Raw genomic sequence first — 17,052 nt, 5'->3', positions numbered from 1 at the left:
AATAATAAACCTGCGCAGCGTTTTGGCGCGTCTTACTTGCTATTACCTCTATATGTATCTACCGGATTACCTACTCGTTGTCACCACTGACGGCTTGCAACAGAAGCTGCTGCAATTGTTGTTTACTACGAGAGCAGTCGCAATGAATGTCTGACACATGCAAGTTTTGCCCACTCAACATTTTTTGAAGCACCGATGCTTTTACGTTTAACGATATGAAGTCGTTGTTATCCTGAAATGATTCTACTGTCATGCTAATGTCCCTCGCCTTCATGGGGTATGTTTTACGGTTGATAGGTTGTATCACTAGTGCAACGTTAGCGCCTGCTGATGTTCCGCAGGCATCGCGCCACCGCCCTTTTCAAGCGCTACCTGTATAGCGCAAATAAGCTTACACACTGAGGGCTTACTGGCATGTAAAGGCAATATAGCGATAAGTTGCTGGTGGCACTCTTGTAGAATTTGGTGAGCTTCGTGTTTTTTATTTTCTTTGTGCAGTAACGAGGATAAATACATGGCCATAGTGCCAAAGGCCAATACATCTTCGTGAATAGATTTATCCACCGTATCGGTAACCGGCTGTAAGGCAGTAAGAACAACTTTAGCGGCTTCGAAGGTTTGATAGCCAAGGCGCCTCGCCTCGTTATATTTGCCCGCTTGGTGAGCTTGCTGCGTTTGTACCTGCATCGCGATCCTGTGCTCGCGGGCGTGTGAAGGGTTTAGCTGTAACCACTTTCTGTAGACTGGGCATAACCGTTGTAAATTCATAATTTGCACCTCCTAAAAACTACATTAGTGCAAATGAGAATTATTATCAAATGTAAAATTGAAAAATTTTATCGAAGTAATTTACAAAGCAGATTAGCGCGTTAAGTACACATTTAATAGTGCTGGAAAAACCACTAACCTTTCAACATATTAACCGTAAACCATACGCCTATAACTAACGCAGTGAGCACGGCAATGGCGGCAATTTTATATTTCTTAATAAGCTGCTCGGCCTTGTTCCCCGCGAAATACACTACGGCGGCTAAGCCAAAATAGCGGATGGCCCGCGCGATCACCGTGGCTAACAGAAAAAGGCCGAGAGAGAATTTGGTGGCACCTGCTGCTAACATGGCCACTTGAAAGGGGATGGGGGCAATACCCAATGTCATCACAAACCAAAACCCTTGGTTTTGCATTTGTTGTTTAACACTGTCGAATTGTTGTTGGCTGAAAAACGTATCAATTACCCACTGGCCGAGTAGGTCGAATAAATAATACCCTAGCGCGTAGCCAAATATCGCACCCACTACACAACCTAAGGTTGCCATTAGCGCTATCAGCCAAAGCTTATCACGGCGGGCTTGCATCAAGGGCACCATAATCGCTTCAAGAGGCACCGGCACAATGGTCGACTCTAAAAAAGACGCAAACGTGATGCCGGTAAGCATGTGTTTGGAGTCTACGAGTTGCTTCGTCTTTTTCTTTACCTTTTTACCCAGTGCCATCTTTTATTTTTACTGCCTTGAAGTTAATGCGGCCCTGATACCCAAAGCCTTTCCATTATTGTTTGTAAATTTTGCCGTCTTTCATCACAAAATACACACTTTCTAATAGCGTTATATCTTCTAGCGGATTACCAACTACGGCTACTAAGTCGGCGAATTTTCCAGCCTCTAATGTACCTAAGGTATCACTAACACCCAGCAATGCTGCGCTATTAACGGTAGCGCTTAAAATCGCGTCTGCTTCAGACATACCCGCTTCTACCATTAAAGAGAATTCTTGAGCATTGTCGCCATGTGCAGAAACTCCGCTGTCAGTTCCAAAAGCAATTTTTACGCCTGCTTTATGCGCCTTTTCAAAGGTATTTTGAATAAGCGGGCCAATCGCCGCGGCTTTTGGGCGCACTAGTTCAGGAAAATAACCGTCAATCTTTGCTTTGTCGGCAACAAATTTACCTGCCAAAATCGTTGGCACATAGTAAGTCCCTTTTTGTTTCATTAGGTCGCGCACTTCGTCGTCCATGTAGGTGCCGTGCTCAATGGAGTCAACGCCAGCGACAATAGCGCGTTTCATGCCTTCTTTACCGTGAGCGTGAACTGCTACCGTCATGCCGTAATCTTTTGCGGTCTGTACAATAGCTTCTAGTTCATCGGTCATAAATTGTGGGTTTTGACCGCTTTTCGCTACGCTCAATACGCCGCCAGTGGCAGTGATTTTAATTAAATCTGCACCGTCTTGATAACGTGAACGAACGGCTTCACGGGCTTCTACTTCGCCGTTAACCACGCCTTGTTTAGGGCCAACGTCGGGGCGCAGTAAGTGAGATAATCCGTTGCTTGGGTCGGCATGTCCGCCTGTGGTGGCTATTGATTTTCCTACCGTGAATATACGCGGGCCTGTGGCATAACCTTTACTGATCGCATTTCTAAGAGAGACAGTTTCATGATAGCCGTCACCTAAATTACGTACTGTGGTAAACCCCGCATCTAGCGTAATTTCAGCATAGTTAGCGGCCTTAAGTGCATAGTCGGCTTCATTTAATGAAAAGCGCTCTAAATAGGTTTGAGGGCCTCCATGCTGTGAAGACAAATGAACATGCATATCCATCAAGCCAGGCATGACAGTGGCATGTTTTAAATCGATAACCGTGTCTGATTTTGAGGGTGTTTTATAACCAGACTCTACCGACGCAATTTTGTTGCCCTCGATAACAATGGTTACTTCGCTTTTAAGCTTGTCCGACGTGCCGGTGAAGGCTTTACCTGCATGCACAAGGGTGGCGGAAACGGCAGGCGCTGAAAGGGCAATTGCGCCCAACGTTGCCAGTCCTAAGGAAATAGCTAATGAAGTCAGTGTCTTTTTCATGATGGTTCTTCTTATGATGTGTGAATAGACGAAGAACCAATGTAGAACACCAGCAAAGCTAACGCAAAAATTTGCGCTACGTTATCGGTGTTATTTTACTTGCTGTGCTATTTAAAACTGCTTGCCATCGCCAGCATAAGCTTCTGCCCGGGCTTTTAACTCGTGACTTTTAATCAAAGGCTTACATCGAAGCTTAATGTTAACGCTTGTCACTACTATTTCGTGGGCACGGCGCCAATAATGAAGGGGATAGAATTCGAGGTAACCACAAATTGCGTTTCATCACCGTTTTGCTGCTCGCTAGCGTGCTCAAGCAGTTGATAATAAACGTTCTGATGCAAACGCGCCCACAAATTGCGTCTAACTAAAACATAGGGAATGGGCGTTGCGTCAGTATCTTGTAAGTCGGCGGGGGGCTTGCGTAAGCTGAGTTGTTCTGCCGCGCTCAGTGTAACGATATCGCCAGTTTGCGTGGTGAGCTCTAAGCAATCGTTATCAAAACGCCACTCGGTAACCAAAAAAGGCACATCTTCTACGGTAATCCCCACCTTCTCAACAGGGGTAACCAAAAAGTAACCGTCTTCTTCTTTTTTAAGTACAGAGGCAAATAGCTTCACTAAGCTTGCTCGGCCTATGGGGCTACCTTCGTAAAACCAACGGCCATCTAGCGCAATGGTTAAATTGATATCTCCGCAAAAAGGCGGGTTCCACTTTTCCACCGGCGGAAGTGGGCGCGCCTTGTCAGACGTGCCCTTTAATTGCTGTTGAAATCTAGTTAGATCCATTTTCTTCAAGCAACACTTTAATTTCACGCAGCTTTGCTTTAATACGGCGCATATTGTCTGGGCCTGTACGAAGCAACTGCTTCTGCGGCTCGTTTAGATTCTCTAAACGAGGATCAATGTACTTATAGGTAACTGAATCGGTATACACTTCAACAGGTACCGGCACTTCAGGTGTATCGAGCAACTGATCGATAGCATCTAATACCACTTCATTGAAGTTCTTATCCGAATCGCCAATTTCTGCGTATTTGTCTTGAATGTCACCCTTATAAATATCATACATGCCCAATAACGCTTCACTTTCAAACGACTCAAGCATGTTTACATAAGGTGTATAGCGCTTATAGCTTGCTGCATCAATCCATTGCTTTCCAGCCTGAGAATAAACACGAAATGTTTGCTCAGGAGGCGTAAGCAACTGGTGATTGGGCGCCATTTCATCATTCGCTAAGTTGGTAACCGATACCACAAATCGCTGTAATAAACCTTCATTCACAATCATACGGTTTACGCTGTCGTCAGTGGCGGTAGAAATCTCCTGCAGTGACGATTTTATGGCCGGGTCGCTCACATCTAACGGCTCAGGATCTGGCTCTACAGGTTCTGGCATTGGTGGGACTTCGTCGGGCTCTTCAAGTTCTAACGGTGGCGGAGCAGGCTTGGTTTCAAAAACGTCGGGTACTTCTTCAACAGGCACTTCTACGTCTGGCTGAACAACTTCAGGCTCGGGGGCGACGACCTCTTCTTTTTTCGAAGGCCAAAACACGAGAGCCAAGATGACTACAATTATTACCCCGATAATAAGTAAATGGGGACCTAACGTACGCTTTTCTGACGATTCGCTCATAATATCTCCGCTGCAATAACTGATCTAATAATAATACTATCAGAGATAACACCCAATATTTGGATATCACGCAAGAGAATTGTTCTCTGATGAAGGTAATTTCCTTATTTAGAACACTTTTTAACGTAATTGGTTCGCAATTCGATCGTAATTTGTAGCAATTTCTTAGCGATAGCAGCAAATGCTACGAAACGCTAGAAAGGGTAACTTCGGTATCATCGTTATATAAATTCCTAATTTTGCAGAGTAATGTAAAATAACTTGCTTATATTGTACATTTTATTAACAATTAAGGTGAATTTACAAAACGTAGATACTATGACTGTTATCCTTTTTGCTATTCCTTTATTCGTTCTTCTTATCGCCATTGAAATACTTGTCGATAAACGGAAAAAAACCGGTCACTATCGTGCAAATGATGCGATTGCCAGTTTAAGCATGGGCGTATTATCGCGAGTCATGGCTATTGGGCATCAGCTTATACCACTCACTTTCTACGTATTGGTGTTTAATACTTTTGCGGTTGTCGAACTGAGTTATTCACCTTGGGTATGGATAGCTGCATTCATATTGTACGACTTCTTTTATTATTGGAATCACCGTATGGGCCATGAAATGAGTATTTTATGGGCTGCCCATGTGGTGCATCATTCCAGTGAAGACTACAACCTAACTACCGCACTTAGACAAACAAGTGGTGCTATTTTCAGCTGGGTTTTCTACCTACCTTTAGCGCTAATAGGTTTTCCTCCAGAAATGATAATTACCGTTGGCGCACTTAACTTGATATATCAATTCTGGGTTCATACTCAGCATATTGATAAACTAGGCTGGATGGAGAAATGGTTTGTTACCCCCTCGAACCACCGTGTACATCACGCCCAAAACCGAGTTTATATCGATAAGAATTATGGTGGTGTGTTCATCATATGGGATCGTTTATTCAATACCTTTATTCCAGAATTAGAAAGCGACAAACCAATATTCGGTATTCGTGGTGCATTGAAAAGTTTTAATCCTTTGTGGGCGAATGCACAGCTTTATAGTCAATTAGTCAAAGACAGTTTTTATACCTCACGTTGGCAAGATAAACTGCGTGTGTGGTTTGGTCGCACGGGGTGGCGCCCCGATGATGTGGCCGAACGCTTTCCCCATGAAAAAGCGCCGCTGTCCTCGTTCAAAAAATTTAACCCTGCATTGGCTGCCCCTGTTACTTATTACAGTGTTGTGCAGCACGTTATCGTGTTGTCTATCACCGTATACTTATTGCTTTTTATTGAAGCCTTAAGTGGTGCTCACCAATTAATATTGGTGGTGACAATAGTGGCGATGAGTATCCAAAATGGGTTTGTTTTGGCCGGTTCAAAACTGGCATTGGCGCTAGAAGGGCCTCGATTACTGATATTTCCACTGATGTGGTTAGGAAGTGGGATTGTTTTTCCTGCAGCCATATTTAGTGGCGCGTGTTTGATCAGTATGATCATGCTCGTTAGAGCGGTGCGCTCTAGCGTAACACTCAGTAATATGTCTAATAGCGTGTCTTCAGAGGATACCGATACCCCAGTATCAATATCATCGTAATGAACCTGTTTGTCACCAGCAACGTAAAAATCAGCGTAAAAATTATCAAAAAAGTCATCGGTTGATTTACGTGCGCTGAGGGGCGGTTATGCACAAGTTTCTATTTACCCAAATTGAAGGTAAGTCTTTAAGCATCGATTATCTTGAAGTTCAGTCGTATGAGATGAACGTTTATTTGGTGTACCTCACCGTGGGGAACAAAAGTGGCATGGTGTACGATAAGCAAGACCGACCCATGCGTTTTTTCAGTACAGGCCAAATACGAGAAGTATTTTCTCACTGCACCGTACAGCAGGCCGTTATGAAATACGACTCCCCTTATGACGAAATGATTGGTAATCCGCCCAAAAGTGCACAACAAATGGCATTGCCATTTAGCATGCAGTTGCCTTATTAGTCATTGACGGTACTAACGCAATATCAGAGCTCGCAATATCAGGGCTTTAACCAAGGCTCTGCTGCGGCGCGCATATTAACTTGTGTGTCTAGCCGCTTAGCCAGCATGTACAGCCCTCCTAACTTGCGATGAATAAACAGGGCATCAACTGGCGGTGTATGCCAGAAATCATGCTGCATGGTTAACGCCACGCCTTTGTCGTGCAGTCTTGGCAACAGGTCGCTATTGCCGAAATCGTAGGGGCCGTCTTCTCTAATTGCTTCACACGCTTCCATGCCCAATGCCACTACAAGTTCTTGCTGTGCATCACTGTGTTCTTGGTTTATTAAACCAATCTGCAGGGCTGCGTGTTGCATGTCTTGTTTATTACCGCTGGCAGCACTTTGAAGCAGAGCTTGGTAGCCCAATGCAATATCATCTGGGACTTCTCGCGTAGCCCCGAAGTCTAGTAATACCCATTGCTGAGTATCTTCTTTGTATCGATAGTTGGCTAAGTTCGGGTCGCTTTGAAGTAGCTTAAAGCCAAATATCTCGTTAAAAAATAATTGGAATAGTGACGTCATTAACGTGTTGCGAGTTTCTTGGGGAGCGTTCATTGCAGCATCAAGGGGGCTAGCTTCAATAAAGTCCATTGTCAGCACAGAGTCTGTTGTTAATTGTGGATGAACACTGGGTATTACAAATTGGGAAGCGAATTCAGCATCGTTATGCTGCGTAACTGCGTCTTTATAGCGCGATAGCATGCTGGCTTCGCGGTGATAGTCGGCTTCTTGATGAAGTTGAATTTTTGCTTCTTCTAACAGCGGGCCAATATCTAACGAACTCGGCACCAAACCTGTGAGTTTAATTAGTGTTGCGACGTTATCAACATCGCTACTGATACTTTTACGTACACCAGGATACTGTACCTTTGCGGCCAGCATTTTCCCGTCCATAGTAATCACTTTGTGTACCTGACCGATGGAAGCGGCGGCAACGGGCGCATAGGAAAAATACAGCAAGTCATCATGCCAACTTTCTCCCCATTGAGCCTTTAGCGTGGTATCTAATTGGGCTTTTGGCATAGGGTCGGCATCTTCCCTTAGCCTAGCTAATATAGTAGCGAGTTCTGGCGGTAAAAAGTCGCCCGTATCCATAGAAATAAGCTGACCTAGCTTCATGGCGGCACCACGCATGGTGGCGAGCTGATCGGCAATGTTGGTAATATTTTTTGGTGTCAGTAACAATGCGCTAAGTGCAGGGCGTTCGCCCTTAATCCATTGGCTGGCACCATTAGTAACAACATTACCCGCAATTTTGCCTGCCAAAGCACCTAAGCGCCCTACTCTCCCAATTCGAGAAGAAGGTACTGCTCGCGCTTTTCGTTCATCGGTATTTTTTGCCATGAAGTAACCTTGGAAGCCTTTAATCTTTTATGAAACGCGTGCAGCCCCATTTAATGAAGATCACCCTGTGAGGCTCAATCTGTGAGGTCCAACCTACGGCACTCAGCCTACGAGTACCAAATTATCTTAGTACTTATACGCTAAAGTGTCGTTGGTCGATTACTTCTTAATTTTTTGTATATTGCTTAGTTAAATAGTGCTGCAATAAGGTTTTACGAAACTCTAGCTACGCTAATGGGGATAAAACTACAGATGATCACACAATCAGCTCTCAAATTCCCGGTGCTCAATATGGGCGTTTAGACTATCTGAGCTACCATTTGTAGTATAAGGCCAACTACGCTGCCTATTGCGAACCCTACCCAACCATTCCTTGTCATATAGCGAAATAATGCCGCGCCAAATATGCCACACCATAGCATGGCTGAATATACCGCTATCATGCCCTCACCAGTACCACTGTTAGGTAAAAACATCATCACAATGAAGGTAAGTGCCATGGCGCCGCTAAGTAGCACCCACATAATATTCTTGTTATTGGAAAACGCATTGGTGGTTGTATTATCGCTCATGGAAAGTCCCCATGGTGTGAGTTAAAAGCATGCCCTTACTTGTCCCTTTTTTATAAAAATCGACATTCATTTATTAATATAAACCGATTGTTCTAAAAACTGGGTATTAGGTTAACTTAGGCGAGATTAACGCAAATGGGAATAAGACTTCAGGGGGATATAAAAAAGCACTGCGAAGTGGCAGTGCTTTAAATCAGTAATAGGAAGTTGAATAAAGATTAAGTAACACGTACATAATGCACTTAGTGCATTAATGATGGTCGCTAGCAAATTCCACTTCAAGCAAGGTGACGTTGTCGGTGAAGGTCAGGGTTTTTAAAGGCCCATTCCCTTCTACATTTAACGTATTCACTTGCGTTGGCCACAAGTCACGTAAGGCATCGTGACGAATCATCAAACCATCTAACTCTGGCGGTTGAGCGGTTTCTTGGTACACCCAAAAGTGATTACCATCCAACTCAAAACCGACCAAACCTAAGTCTAATGACTTTTCCTCACCGTTTAACAACGCAAAATGGTTGCTCACGTAATCAGCGAAGGCTTGTTGGGTTTTCTCTTCTTCCATAATATCGGCGTGCTTATCGAACAGCACTTTTACAGCATGCTCGGCATCGTGCAGGTTAAAGCGGTGCATGACTTCAATGTTTTGCGTTCTAGGGTTGAACAACACTGTTGTGATAGCGGCTTTAACTTGGTGCGCGTTAGCCCAAGTACTGAATAAACCGGTACATAAAAAAACAGCCACAAGCAGCGCCGTTAGGCTCTGCTTGTGGTTTTTAGCAGATAACTTAAAAGGCATAACCTTAGTTGTCATCTTCGTCTTCGTCATCGTCATCGTCGGTCTTTAGCTCGGTTTTTACATCGTTCATAAGATCGCGATACTCGTAAGTGTTACGAGGCTTAGACTTGTACGCTTCAATACGTGATGGAATAATTTGACGCGGATAGTGGTTGTTTTCAACATCTACGTCTGCGGTTTCCCAATGTGGGTCAACCGTTACGCTCACTAGCTCTTTGCCTTTTTCAGTGACAATCAGCTTGCTTACCGCTTTCGGTGTACGACGCCAAATTTCAGCAGGAATACGCATCTCTTCTGTAGTGCCGTCTTCGAATGCTAGCTCAAGAATAATCGGCATAACCAAGCCGCCCTTGTTGCTAAAGTCGAGCACGTAGTAGTTTTTGTCCTCACGTACCGCACGTTCAAACGCTTTACGTTCCCAAGGCTCAAGTTTCTTCAAGAAACTACGGTACTTGTTGCGCTCTTTGTTAGTTACCGTGTAACGGTCGTTTTCGTCATAGAAATCTTTGATATCTTCGAAACGGTCTACCCAAAGTTCTTTCCCTTCTTCTTTGTTGCGAATATCGGTAAGTGATTTAGGTTTATCAAGTTCGGCTTCACGCTCACGGGCGAAATCAATATCAGGATCTTCAGTGTTCAAACGAAGCTTGTAAACGCTATCTAGGCTGATATCAACGTGATCGGTAGTGTAAAACCAACCGCGCCAGAACCAATCTAAATCAACACCAGAAGCTTCTTCCATAGTACGGAAAAAATCAGAAGGTGTAGGGCGCTTGAACATCCAACGTTGTGCATACTCTTTAAAGGCGAAATCGAACAAATCACGGCCAAGAATAGTTTCACGTAATATGTTTAGAGCAACGGCTGGCTTGGTGTAAGCGTTGGGGCCTAACCTAAGTACTGAATCAGACTGGGTCATAATTGGCACTTGGGTTTCAGACTTCATGTAGCTAACAATATCACGCGGCTCAACGCCCCACGGAATAGTTGGATCCCATTCGCGTCCTGCAACACCGTCTAGAAAACTGTTTAAGCCTTCATCCATCCATGTCCACTGGCGCTCATCAGAGTTAACCGTCATTGGGAAGTAGATGTGACCCACTTCATGAATAACTACGCCAATCAAAAAGCGTTTTTCAGCCAAAGAATAAGTACGAGAGCCATCGTCGCGAAGCTCGGTACGTGGACCGTTGAAGGTAATCATTGGGTATTCCATGCCGCCAACAGGTCCATTTACTGACTGGGCAACAGGGTACGGATAATCAAAGCTAAAGCGGCTATAAACATCCATAGTATGGATGATAGATTCAGTAGAGTACTTTTCCCAAAGCTCGCCACCTTCTTTCGGGTAGAAAGACATCGCCATGACTAATGGCTGAGTGTCGCCACCTTGGTGGTAGCCACGCGCATCCCACATAAATTTACGTGACGAAGCCCATGCGAAATCACGCACGTTGTCGGCTTTAAAACGCCATGTTTTTTGTTTGTTGGTGCCAGCTTTTTCGTTCTCTAGCGCTTCTTCAGCAGTAACCACGAATACAATACGGTCAGCATCTTCCGCTTCTTTCAAACGTTTACGCTGCGTGCTAGTTAGCACGTCGTCTGCGTTTTGCAATTCACCGGTAGAAGAAACGATATGATCGGCTGGAACCGTAATATCAACTTCGTAGTTACCGAATTCTAACGTGAACTCACCACGGCCAATAAACTCTTTGTTTGTCCATGCTTCGTAATCGGTATAAGCCGCTAGACGAGGGAACCATTGGGCGAGTAAGAAAATATCGTTACCGCCTTCACGTTCGTCATCTGGGAAGTGTTCGTAACCCGCACGAGCAGAAACGGCATCTTCTTCAACAATATTGAACGCAAAATCGATATCGAAAGTAACGTTGTTTTTAGGTTGAAGAGGTTGCGCTAAATCTACACGCATTAGCGTACCAACAATAACGTGGTGTAAATCGTTACCTGCGCTGTCTTGCACCCGTGAAATGGTGTAACCCAATTCGTTATCGTCAACAAACTGTTGGCGGCGAAGTGCGGCCATGCTCAGTTGTGCAGGTTTACTGCCACTGGCTGTTTTTGTAGCAGGTCCACGATTGCCAATGCCACCAAAAGTGGTGGTAAGGGCAGACATAGAATCGTCGCGGAATTTATTCTGATCCAATTGGATCCATAAATACTTCAACGTATCTGGTGCATTGTTGTGATAGGTAATGGTTTCACTGGCTTCAATACGGCGCGTATCTTCAATCAGCTTAACGTCAATTTTGTAGTCTACTTGTTGTTGCCAGTATTGATGACCTGGCTCACCCGCTGCATTTCGATATACATTGGGGGTAGGAAGAGATTCGTCTAGCTGACGGAACTTATCTTCAAAATCGCCTTTAGTTTGATTTATTGCTGCGTTGGCGAATGGAAGGTAAATCAGCATAGACAGCACTGGCGCAAGCCAGAAAAGATGTCGTTGGTGCTTATTCATGGAGTTTCCCAGTTATTTTTATAATAAAATAAGCGAACTAGTATATAAGCCCTTTTGCTTTTATCCCAGTTTTTGGGCGTAAACTCACCCTATTTTAACGCAAAAAACTGTAACATAACGTTTGTTTAAAAAGCGAAGTGTCGTATTCTTAACCCCCTGTTTTCTTGCATCATCTTCTTATGAACCGTCTCAATTGGCAGCGTGCCGTAATTAAAGTAGGTAGCGCCCTTATTGCGCCAAATGGCGATGAGTGTAGCGCCCGATTTTTGTTAGCACTGGCGCGCTTTATCACGATAAGCCGTGAATCTGGCAAAGAAATTATTTTGGTTTCCTCGGGCAGCGTGGCAGCAGGGCGAAGCAAAGTGAAGATTCGTCACAATGCGTCTATTGCTGAAAAGCAAGCCATGGCTGCCATTGGTCAAACCCAAATGATGGCAAATTGGCAACGCTTTTTCGATTTTCCTTGTGCGCAGGTTTTACTTACTGCCGACGATCTTCGCGACCGCACTCGCTATGTAAATATCAAAAACACCCTTAGAGAGCTGCTAAACCATAATGCGCTTCCCATTGTTAATGAGAACGATACCGTCGCTGTAAACGAGCTGAAAGTAGGTGATAACGATAACCTTGGTGCATATACCGCGCTAGTCGCTCAAGCCGATACGCTGATTATTTGCTCAGATATTGACGGCTTGTACACGGCCGACCCTCGTAAAGATCCAGACGCCACGTTAATCAGTGAAGTACACAATATTGACGAGTCGATTTATAAGTTGGCGGGCGGTGCTGGCACCTCAGTAGGTACTGGCGGTATGCGAACGAAAATTGAAGCGGCTGATAAGTGCACCAGTAGCGGTATTCAAACCATTATTGTGAACGGTAGAAAAGGGGCGTCTTTCGATGCCATGCTAAACGGCTCTATTCCTGGTACCTTATTTCACGCCAGTAATTCCCCTAAAAAAGCACGACGTCTGTGGTTAACGCATACGCTTAAAACGTGTGGCCGTATTCATGTCGATGAAGGTGCGAAAGCTGCTTTGGTTGACCGCGGGGCGTCACTGTTACCTTCAGGGATAACGAGCATAGAAGGTAATTTTAACCAAGGGGAAGCGGTAGAGATTTGCTTTGAAAAACAAGTTATTGCAAAGGGCTTAGCCCTTTATAACGCCCGAGACTTAATGCTTATAAAAGGGAAAAATTCGCAGCATATTGCGGATGTGTTAGGTTATGAAACGACCGACGTAGTTGTACATCGCGACGACTTGGTATTGCTTTAGTTTCCACATTTTTAACTTTTGGGATAACGCCACGCATGACAGACATTACACCATCGCTCAACGATTACCCTTATCACCTTGAAATTGCCACTCGCTGGCAAGACAACGACGTTTATGGCCACATTAACAATGTGATGTATTACAGCTTTTTTGATACCGCCGTAAATCGCTTTTTAATTGACGAGGGCGGCCTTAATATTCAAGAAAGCAGCGCGGTGGCTTATGTAGTCAGTAGCCAGTGCCAATATATTACGCCAGCCGCTTATCCAGAAACGATTTATGTTGGGTTAAGGGTGATAAAGTTAGGTAGAAGTTCAGTGACATACGGTTTGTCGGTTTATGCTGGTGAGGCTAAACGCCGCGTGGCGCACGGTCAGTTTGTACATGTATTTGTTGATAGACTGTCTGACAAAGCGGTGCCTATACCTGTTAATATAAAAACTGCCCTTGAGTCTATTTGCGAGTCTATCGGCGAGGCAGACAATCAAGGAAATGCCGGTGACCAATAGTCAAGCGGCCCAAGCAGGCACTAAAAGCACGAAAAACCTTACTCAGAACAAGCTAACAGGGGTTTTTCTCGATGCTGAAACGTTTAGTGCAGATTTACTGAACTCTGACTCAATAGATACGTCATTGCTTAATAACGTAAATGTTGAGCTAACTTGCTATGACAACACCCTTCCAGAAGAGGTCGTTGCCAGAATAGCGAAAGCCGATATCGTACTTACCAACAAGGTAGTATTAGATAGCGAGGCGCTACAACACGCCAAGTCGCTAAAGTATGTGGGTGTAATGGCCACAGGTACTAACAATGTAGATACTAATTACTGCCAAACGCACAATATTACCGTGCAAAATGTGGAAGGTTATGGCACCGACAGTGTGGCCCAGCATACTTTAATGTTGCTGCTTAATTTGGCCACAGCGTTTCCTCAGTACCATAACGATGTAAACCAAGGTAAATGGACTACATCGCCGCACTTTTGCTTAACCGAGCACCCCATTGTGGAGCTTGCTGGAAAGCACGCGGTTATAGTAGGTCATGGAGAGTTGGGAAAGCGAGTTGAAGCGCTATTTATCGCAATGGGTATGAAGGTGAGTATTGCAGCGCGGCCAGGGGGGCTTTCTACAGAAGAGCTTTATGATAATAAGCGAGACATTCGACCTTCATTAGAATCATTATTACCTAGCGCCGATGTGGTTAGCCTGCATTGCCCACTAACAGACGATAATTATCACCTTTTTAACGAAACCCGGTTGTCGTTGATGCAACCTACCAGTTTTCTTATTAATACCGCCAGAGGTGGGCTAATTGATGAAGACGCACTGGTGTCTGCGCTACAATGCGGGAAAATAGGCGGCGCGGCGGTTGATGTTATATCCCAAGAGCCTCCCCCAGCCGATCATCCATTGCTAACCGGTACTATCCCCAATCTTATTGTTACCCCCCATACGGCGTGGATGGCGAATGAGTCTCGTCAGCGGCTGTTTAACATGGCTATAAACCATCTAATTCAGTTTATAGATGCTCACCCATGAGCAATGGCGTGCTGTTTGCCATTTGTACACTCATTTGGGGTTCAACCTGGATAGCCATTACGTATCAGATAGGGCATACCGCTGAAACCCTGGCCGTAGCATGGCGCTATACGTTAGCTGCACTGTGTTTAGGGCTATTTTGTATGGTGCGCGGCTTGCCGTTTAAGTTACCGCTACACATTCACATTAAAATGGCCGGAGTAGGCTTCTTCCTATATTGCCTCAACTATACCCTGCTATATATGGCGCAGGCGCATATTATCAGCGCGTTACTCGCCCTTATGAGTTCCAGCATTATTTACTTTAATGTGGTTCTTCGACGATGGTGGTTAAAGCAGCCTATTAGATTGGAAGTGGTGGTGGGCGCTACGTTTGGGCTTGCGGGTATTATTTGCTTGTTTGTGCCCGAGTTTTCAAAAGTATCGATGGACGCTGCGTTAGCGGCGGGCCTTTCTATTGCATTTGTTTCTTTTTTTAGTGCATCAATTGGTAACGTGATATCAGAGCGGATCCTCACCTCGGGCACACCGGTTATTCAAATGAATTTTTACGCCATGAGCTATGCCATGGTGATACTCTATGTTACCGCGTGGTTCACAAACGACACCTTGGTCATTCCTACTGCCCCTGAGTTCTATATTTCGTTGCTTTATTTGGCTATTTTCGGTTCGGTGCTGGCGTTTGGCTCTTACATGAAGCTACTAAAGCAAATAGGCGCAGACAAAGCCGCTTATGTGGTACTGGTTTACCCCATTGTGGCGCTTGTTATCTCCACTTTTTTTGAAGGTTATACGTGGAGCTGGCTGTCTGTACTTGGCGTAGTAGTGGTGCTGGTGGGCAACGCCATAGCTATGGGTAAAGTGCCCATTTTTATGCGTCGACCACCCCTAAGTAGCTAAGTATGAAGTAGCTAGCGTTTACTTTAGCGCATTAATTTTTTGATTAAGCTCGTATGCGGGCTCGGTCACTATAGCTTCAAGTGTTTCTACCCGTTCAATCAAGGCCTCAATTTGCTTATCTTTTTTTGCAATAAGCTGTTGTTGCTGTGTCGCTTTGCTAGCAATGAAAGGATTGCTACAGGTGCCGTTCATCCAGTCGTTGAGGCGCCATTGAAACTTGGCATCTAAGTAACTTGCGGCAAGGGCAATAGTGGCAATAAAACCAATAAGTAAAAAAATGCTTAGCGTAGACATAGTGTGCTCCGAGGTAAAGGTGTCGTAACCGATGAAGGTGTTTTCATCACCCTCTTCACCATTACTAGTCTTTGGCTTTCGAAAAAAATTACAGATAGATGTAATTTTTTTCGAAAGCCAAAGACTACACAAAATAAGCACGAATGATTTCTATCATCACATGCATGTAAGAAAAGTAAATGAGTGGCTTTTACCGTCATAGTTGGCAATGCAGCGCAGTTAATAATAAGAAATACTGAGGACGAGAGATTGGGGCAAGGATTTGAAGATGTGTTTGCGCAGTACGGCAGTCTATTAAGCCGTGTCGCAAACAGTTACGAGGCTAACCATGCGCTACAGCAAGAGTTGCTACAAGAAATAGCCATAGCTGTGTGGCAGGGGCTTACTCGTTTCAAAGGCGATAGCAGTGTAAAAACTTATATTTTAAAAATAGCCCATAACCGCGCCGTTACTCACGTGGCCAATCAGGTGAAGCGCATCGATACCGATGAATACAATGATGACGTTGTTGTTGAGCAATCGTCGCAAATTTCCCCTGAAACGGCCACCAGCCAGCAACAATCGCTATCGCGATTACTCGTTAAAGTACGCGCTCTCGCGGTACAGCCACGCCAAGTACTTACCCTTTCTTTAGAAGGCTTATCTTACGATGAGATTGCGGATATTTGCGGCCTCACTAAATCTCATGTAGGGGTTATTTTAAAGCGTGCTAAAGCAAGTGTATTGGAAGGAAACTCTGATGAATGATAATAACAAAAGCACTGATAATAGCCGTGACAACGACCTCAGCGCGCTATGGCAAGCCCAACCCGTCTCGAATGTAGATGTGGATGAGGTAAAAAAAACCTTTAAAAGCCAAACAAGAAAGCAGCGTCTTTACATAATGGTAGATTGTCTCTCACTTATCCCGATGGCATGGATGTTTATAGATTACTGGAATGAATTTCCTCCATTGGTTCGCATACTCAATATTGGCCTCATTGTTTTCATTTTACCATTGCTAGGCTATCAGCTTTGGCTTAGAAGAGTAGCTGCGTTTGGCAGTAATGCGCAAACTAGCAATCATGTACAACAATTGAAAAAGCAGTTTAAAAACAATGCGCGTATTGCTTTTATCAACAAACACTCTGCATGGTTAGCCGTACTTATTGTTATTGCGTTTAATACCATCTTCACCTTGGCTAAGGCGGCTGAAGAAAGGGAGTATGGGGTAGTGCTATTGGTAACGGCAGTCACCGCCGGCATAATGGCGGTGTGGTATGTTTGGGCCCATCGTAGACAAAAGCAATTTGAAAAAAAATTAACGGCATTAAATGATATGAGTGATGGTGACTAGCCTTTC

At 44.5% G+C, this 17,052-nt stretch carries 19 protein-coding genes; 8 read left to right on the top strand and 11 right to left on the bottom strand.

The window, feature by feature from the left end:
• Nucleotides 1-70: 70 nt before the first annotated feature.
• The 6 genes from J5X92_RS03775 to J5X92_RS03750 form a co-directional block, all read right to left on the bottom strand.
• Entirely contained in the window at nt 71-253 is a 183-nt protein-coding gene (locus J5X92_RS03775) for a hypothetical protein (protein WP_126871519.1), read from the bottom strand.
• A gap of 53 nt (nt 254-306) precedes the next feature.
• Nucleotides 307-768, bottom strand: a complete 462-nt coding sequence (locus J5X92_RS03770) for a hypothetical protein (RefSeq protein ID WP_126871518.1) — start codon at nt 766-768, stop codon at nt 307-309.
• A gap of 134 nt (nt 769-902) precedes the next feature.
• Nucleotides 903-1,493 (bottom strand): VTT domain-containing protein, encoded by a 591-nt coding sequence (locus J5X92_RS03765; protein WP_013786770.1) that lies wholly within the window; start codon nt 1,491-1,493, stop codon nt 903-905.
• A gap of 55 nt (nt 1,494-1,548) precedes the next feature.
• The gene (locus J5X92_RS03760) at nt 1,549-2,856 is read right to left on the bottom strand and encodes an amidohydrolase family protein (protein WP_208804686.1); all 1,308 of its coding nucleotides are present in this window, start codon (nt 2,854-2,856) and stop codon (nt 1,549-1,551) included.
• A 215-nt stretch (nt 2,857-3,071) separates the two neighbouring features.
• On the bottom strand, nt 3,072-3,641 hold the full coding sequence (locus J5X92_RS03755) for a DUF1285 domain-containing protein (protein WP_208804684.1): 570 nt from the start codon (nt 3,639-3,641) through the stop codon (nt 3,072-3,074).
• Nucleotides 3,628-4,488 (bottom strand): DUF3014 domain-containing protein, encoded by an 861-nt coding sequence (locus tag J5X92_RS03750; RefSeq protein WP_208804682.1) that lies wholly within the window; start codon nt 4,486-4,488, stop codon nt 3,628-3,630. The genes J5X92_RS03755 and J5X92_RS03750 overlap by 14 nt, the downstream gene beginning before the upstream one ends.
• Nucleotides 4,489-4,806: 318 nt before the next feature.
• On the opposite strand from J5X92_RS03750, the gene J5X92_RS03745 reads away from it, so the two are divergent.
• On the top strand, nt 4,807-6,069 hold the full coding sequence (locus tag J5X92_RS03745; protein ID WP_208804680.1) for a sterol desaturase family protein: 1,263 nt from the start codon (nt 4,807-4,809) through the stop codon (nt 6,067-6,069).
• A gap of 88 nt (nt 6,070-6,157) precedes the next feature.
• The gene (locus J5X92_RS03740; protein ID WP_013786764.1) at nt 6,158-6,466 is read left to right on the top strand and encodes a DUF6482 family protein; all 309 of its coding nucleotides are present in this window, start codon (nt 6,158-6,160) and stop codon (nt 6,464-6,466) included.
• Nucleotides 6,467-6,504: 38 nt separating this feature from the next.
• On the opposite strand, the gene J5X92_RS03735 is transcribed toward J5X92_RS03740, so the two are convergent.
• The 4 genes from J5X92_RS03735 to J5X92_RS03720 form a co-directional block, all read right to left on the bottom strand.
• On the bottom strand, nt 6,505-7,851 hold the full coding sequence (locus J5X92_RS03735) for an AarF/ABC1/UbiB kinase family protein (RefSeq protein WP_013786763.1): 1,347 nt from the start codon (nt 7,849-7,851) through the stop codon (nt 6,505-6,507).
• A 299-nt stretch (nt 7,852-8,150) separates the two neighbouring features.
• A complete protein-coding gene (locus tag J5X92_RS03730; RefSeq protein WP_013786762.1) occupies nt 8,151-8,423 on the bottom strand; it encodes a hypothetical protein in 273 nt (90 codons plus the stop codon).
• Nucleotides 8,424-8,673: 250 nt separating this feature from the next.
• On the bottom strand, nt 8,674-9,237 hold the full coding sequence (locus tag J5X92_RS03725; RefSeq protein ID WP_013786761.1) for a DUF6702 family protein: 564 nt from the start codon (nt 9,235-9,237) through the stop codon (nt 8,674-8,676).
• A complete protein-coding gene (locus J5X92_RS03720) occupies nt 9,227-11,701 on the bottom strand; it encodes a M1 family metallopeptidase (RefSeq protein WP_208804678.1) in 2,475 nt (824 codons plus the stop codon). Before J5X92_RS03720 ends, J5X92_RS03725 begins: the two co-directional genes overlap by 11 nt.
• Before the next feature lie 179 nt (nt 11,702-11,880).
• On the opposite strand from J5X92_RS03720, the gene proB reads away from it, so the two are divergent.
• The 4 genes from proB to J5X92_RS03700 are packed head-to-tail and all read left to right on the top strand — an operon-like array spanning nt 11,881 to nt 15,416.
• Complete coding sequence (gene proB, locus J5X92_RS03715) at nt 11,881-12,978, top strand: glutamate 5-kinase (RefSeq protein WP_013786759.1); 1,098 nt, start codon at nt 11,881-11,883, stop codon at nt 12,976-12,978.
• 35 nt (nt 12,979-13,013) lie between these two features.
• A complete protein-coding gene (locus tag J5X92_RS03710) occupies nt 13,014-13,487 on the top strand; it encodes a thioesterase family protein (RefSeq protein WP_013786758.1) in 474 nt (157 codons plus the stop codon).
• Nucleotides 13,477-14,517, top strand: coding sequence for a D-2-hydroxyacid dehydrogenase (locus J5X92_RS03705; protein ID WP_208804676.1), 1,041 nt, complete (start codon nt 13,477-13,479; stop codon nt 14,515-14,517). Before J5X92_RS03710 ends, J5X92_RS03705 begins: the two co-directional genes overlap by 11 nt.
• On the top strand, nt 14,514-15,416 hold the full coding sequence (locus J5X92_RS03700; RefSeq protein ID WP_208804674.1) for an EamA family transporter: 903 nt from the start codon (nt 14,514-14,516) through the stop codon (nt 15,414-15,416). The genes J5X92_RS03705 and J5X92_RS03700 overlap by 4 nt, the downstream gene beginning before the upstream one ends.
• A gap of 18 nt (nt 15,417-15,434) precedes the next feature.
• Here J5X92_RS03700 and J5X92_RS03695 read toward each other — a convergent pair whose 3' ends face one another.
• Nucleotides 15,435-15,710, bottom strand: a complete 276-nt coding sequence (locus J5X92_RS03695) for a hypothetical protein (protein WP_041453216.1) — start codon at nt 15,708-15,710, stop codon at nt 15,435-15,437.
• Nucleotides 15,711-15,959: 249 nt separating this feature from the next.
• Between J5X92_RS03695 and J5X92_RS03690 the strand changes: the two genes are divergently transcribed.
• Nucleotides 15,960-16,457: a sigma-70 family RNA polymerase sigma factor gene (locus J5X92_RS03690; protein WP_041453215.1), complete on the top strand. Its 498-nt coding sequence runs from the start codon at nt 15,960-15,962 to the stop codon at nt 16,455-16,457.
• Entirely contained in the window at nt 16,450-17,046 is a 597-nt protein-coding gene (locus tag J5X92_RS03685; RefSeq protein WP_013786753.1) for a hypothetical protein, read from the top strand. The genes J5X92_RS03690 and J5X92_RS03685 overlap by 8 nt, the downstream gene beginning before the upstream one ends.
• The last annotated feature ends 6 nt before the right edge of the window (nt 17,047-17,052 follow it).

This window comes from Alteromonas sp. K632G, from assembly GCF_017653625.1.
Classification (GTDB): domain Bacteria; phylum Pseudomonadota; class Gammaproteobacteria; order Enterobacterales; family Alteromonadaceae; genus Alteromonas; species Alteromonas naphthalenivorans.
This window is presented reverse-complemented; position numbering and strand designations above follow the sequence as displayed.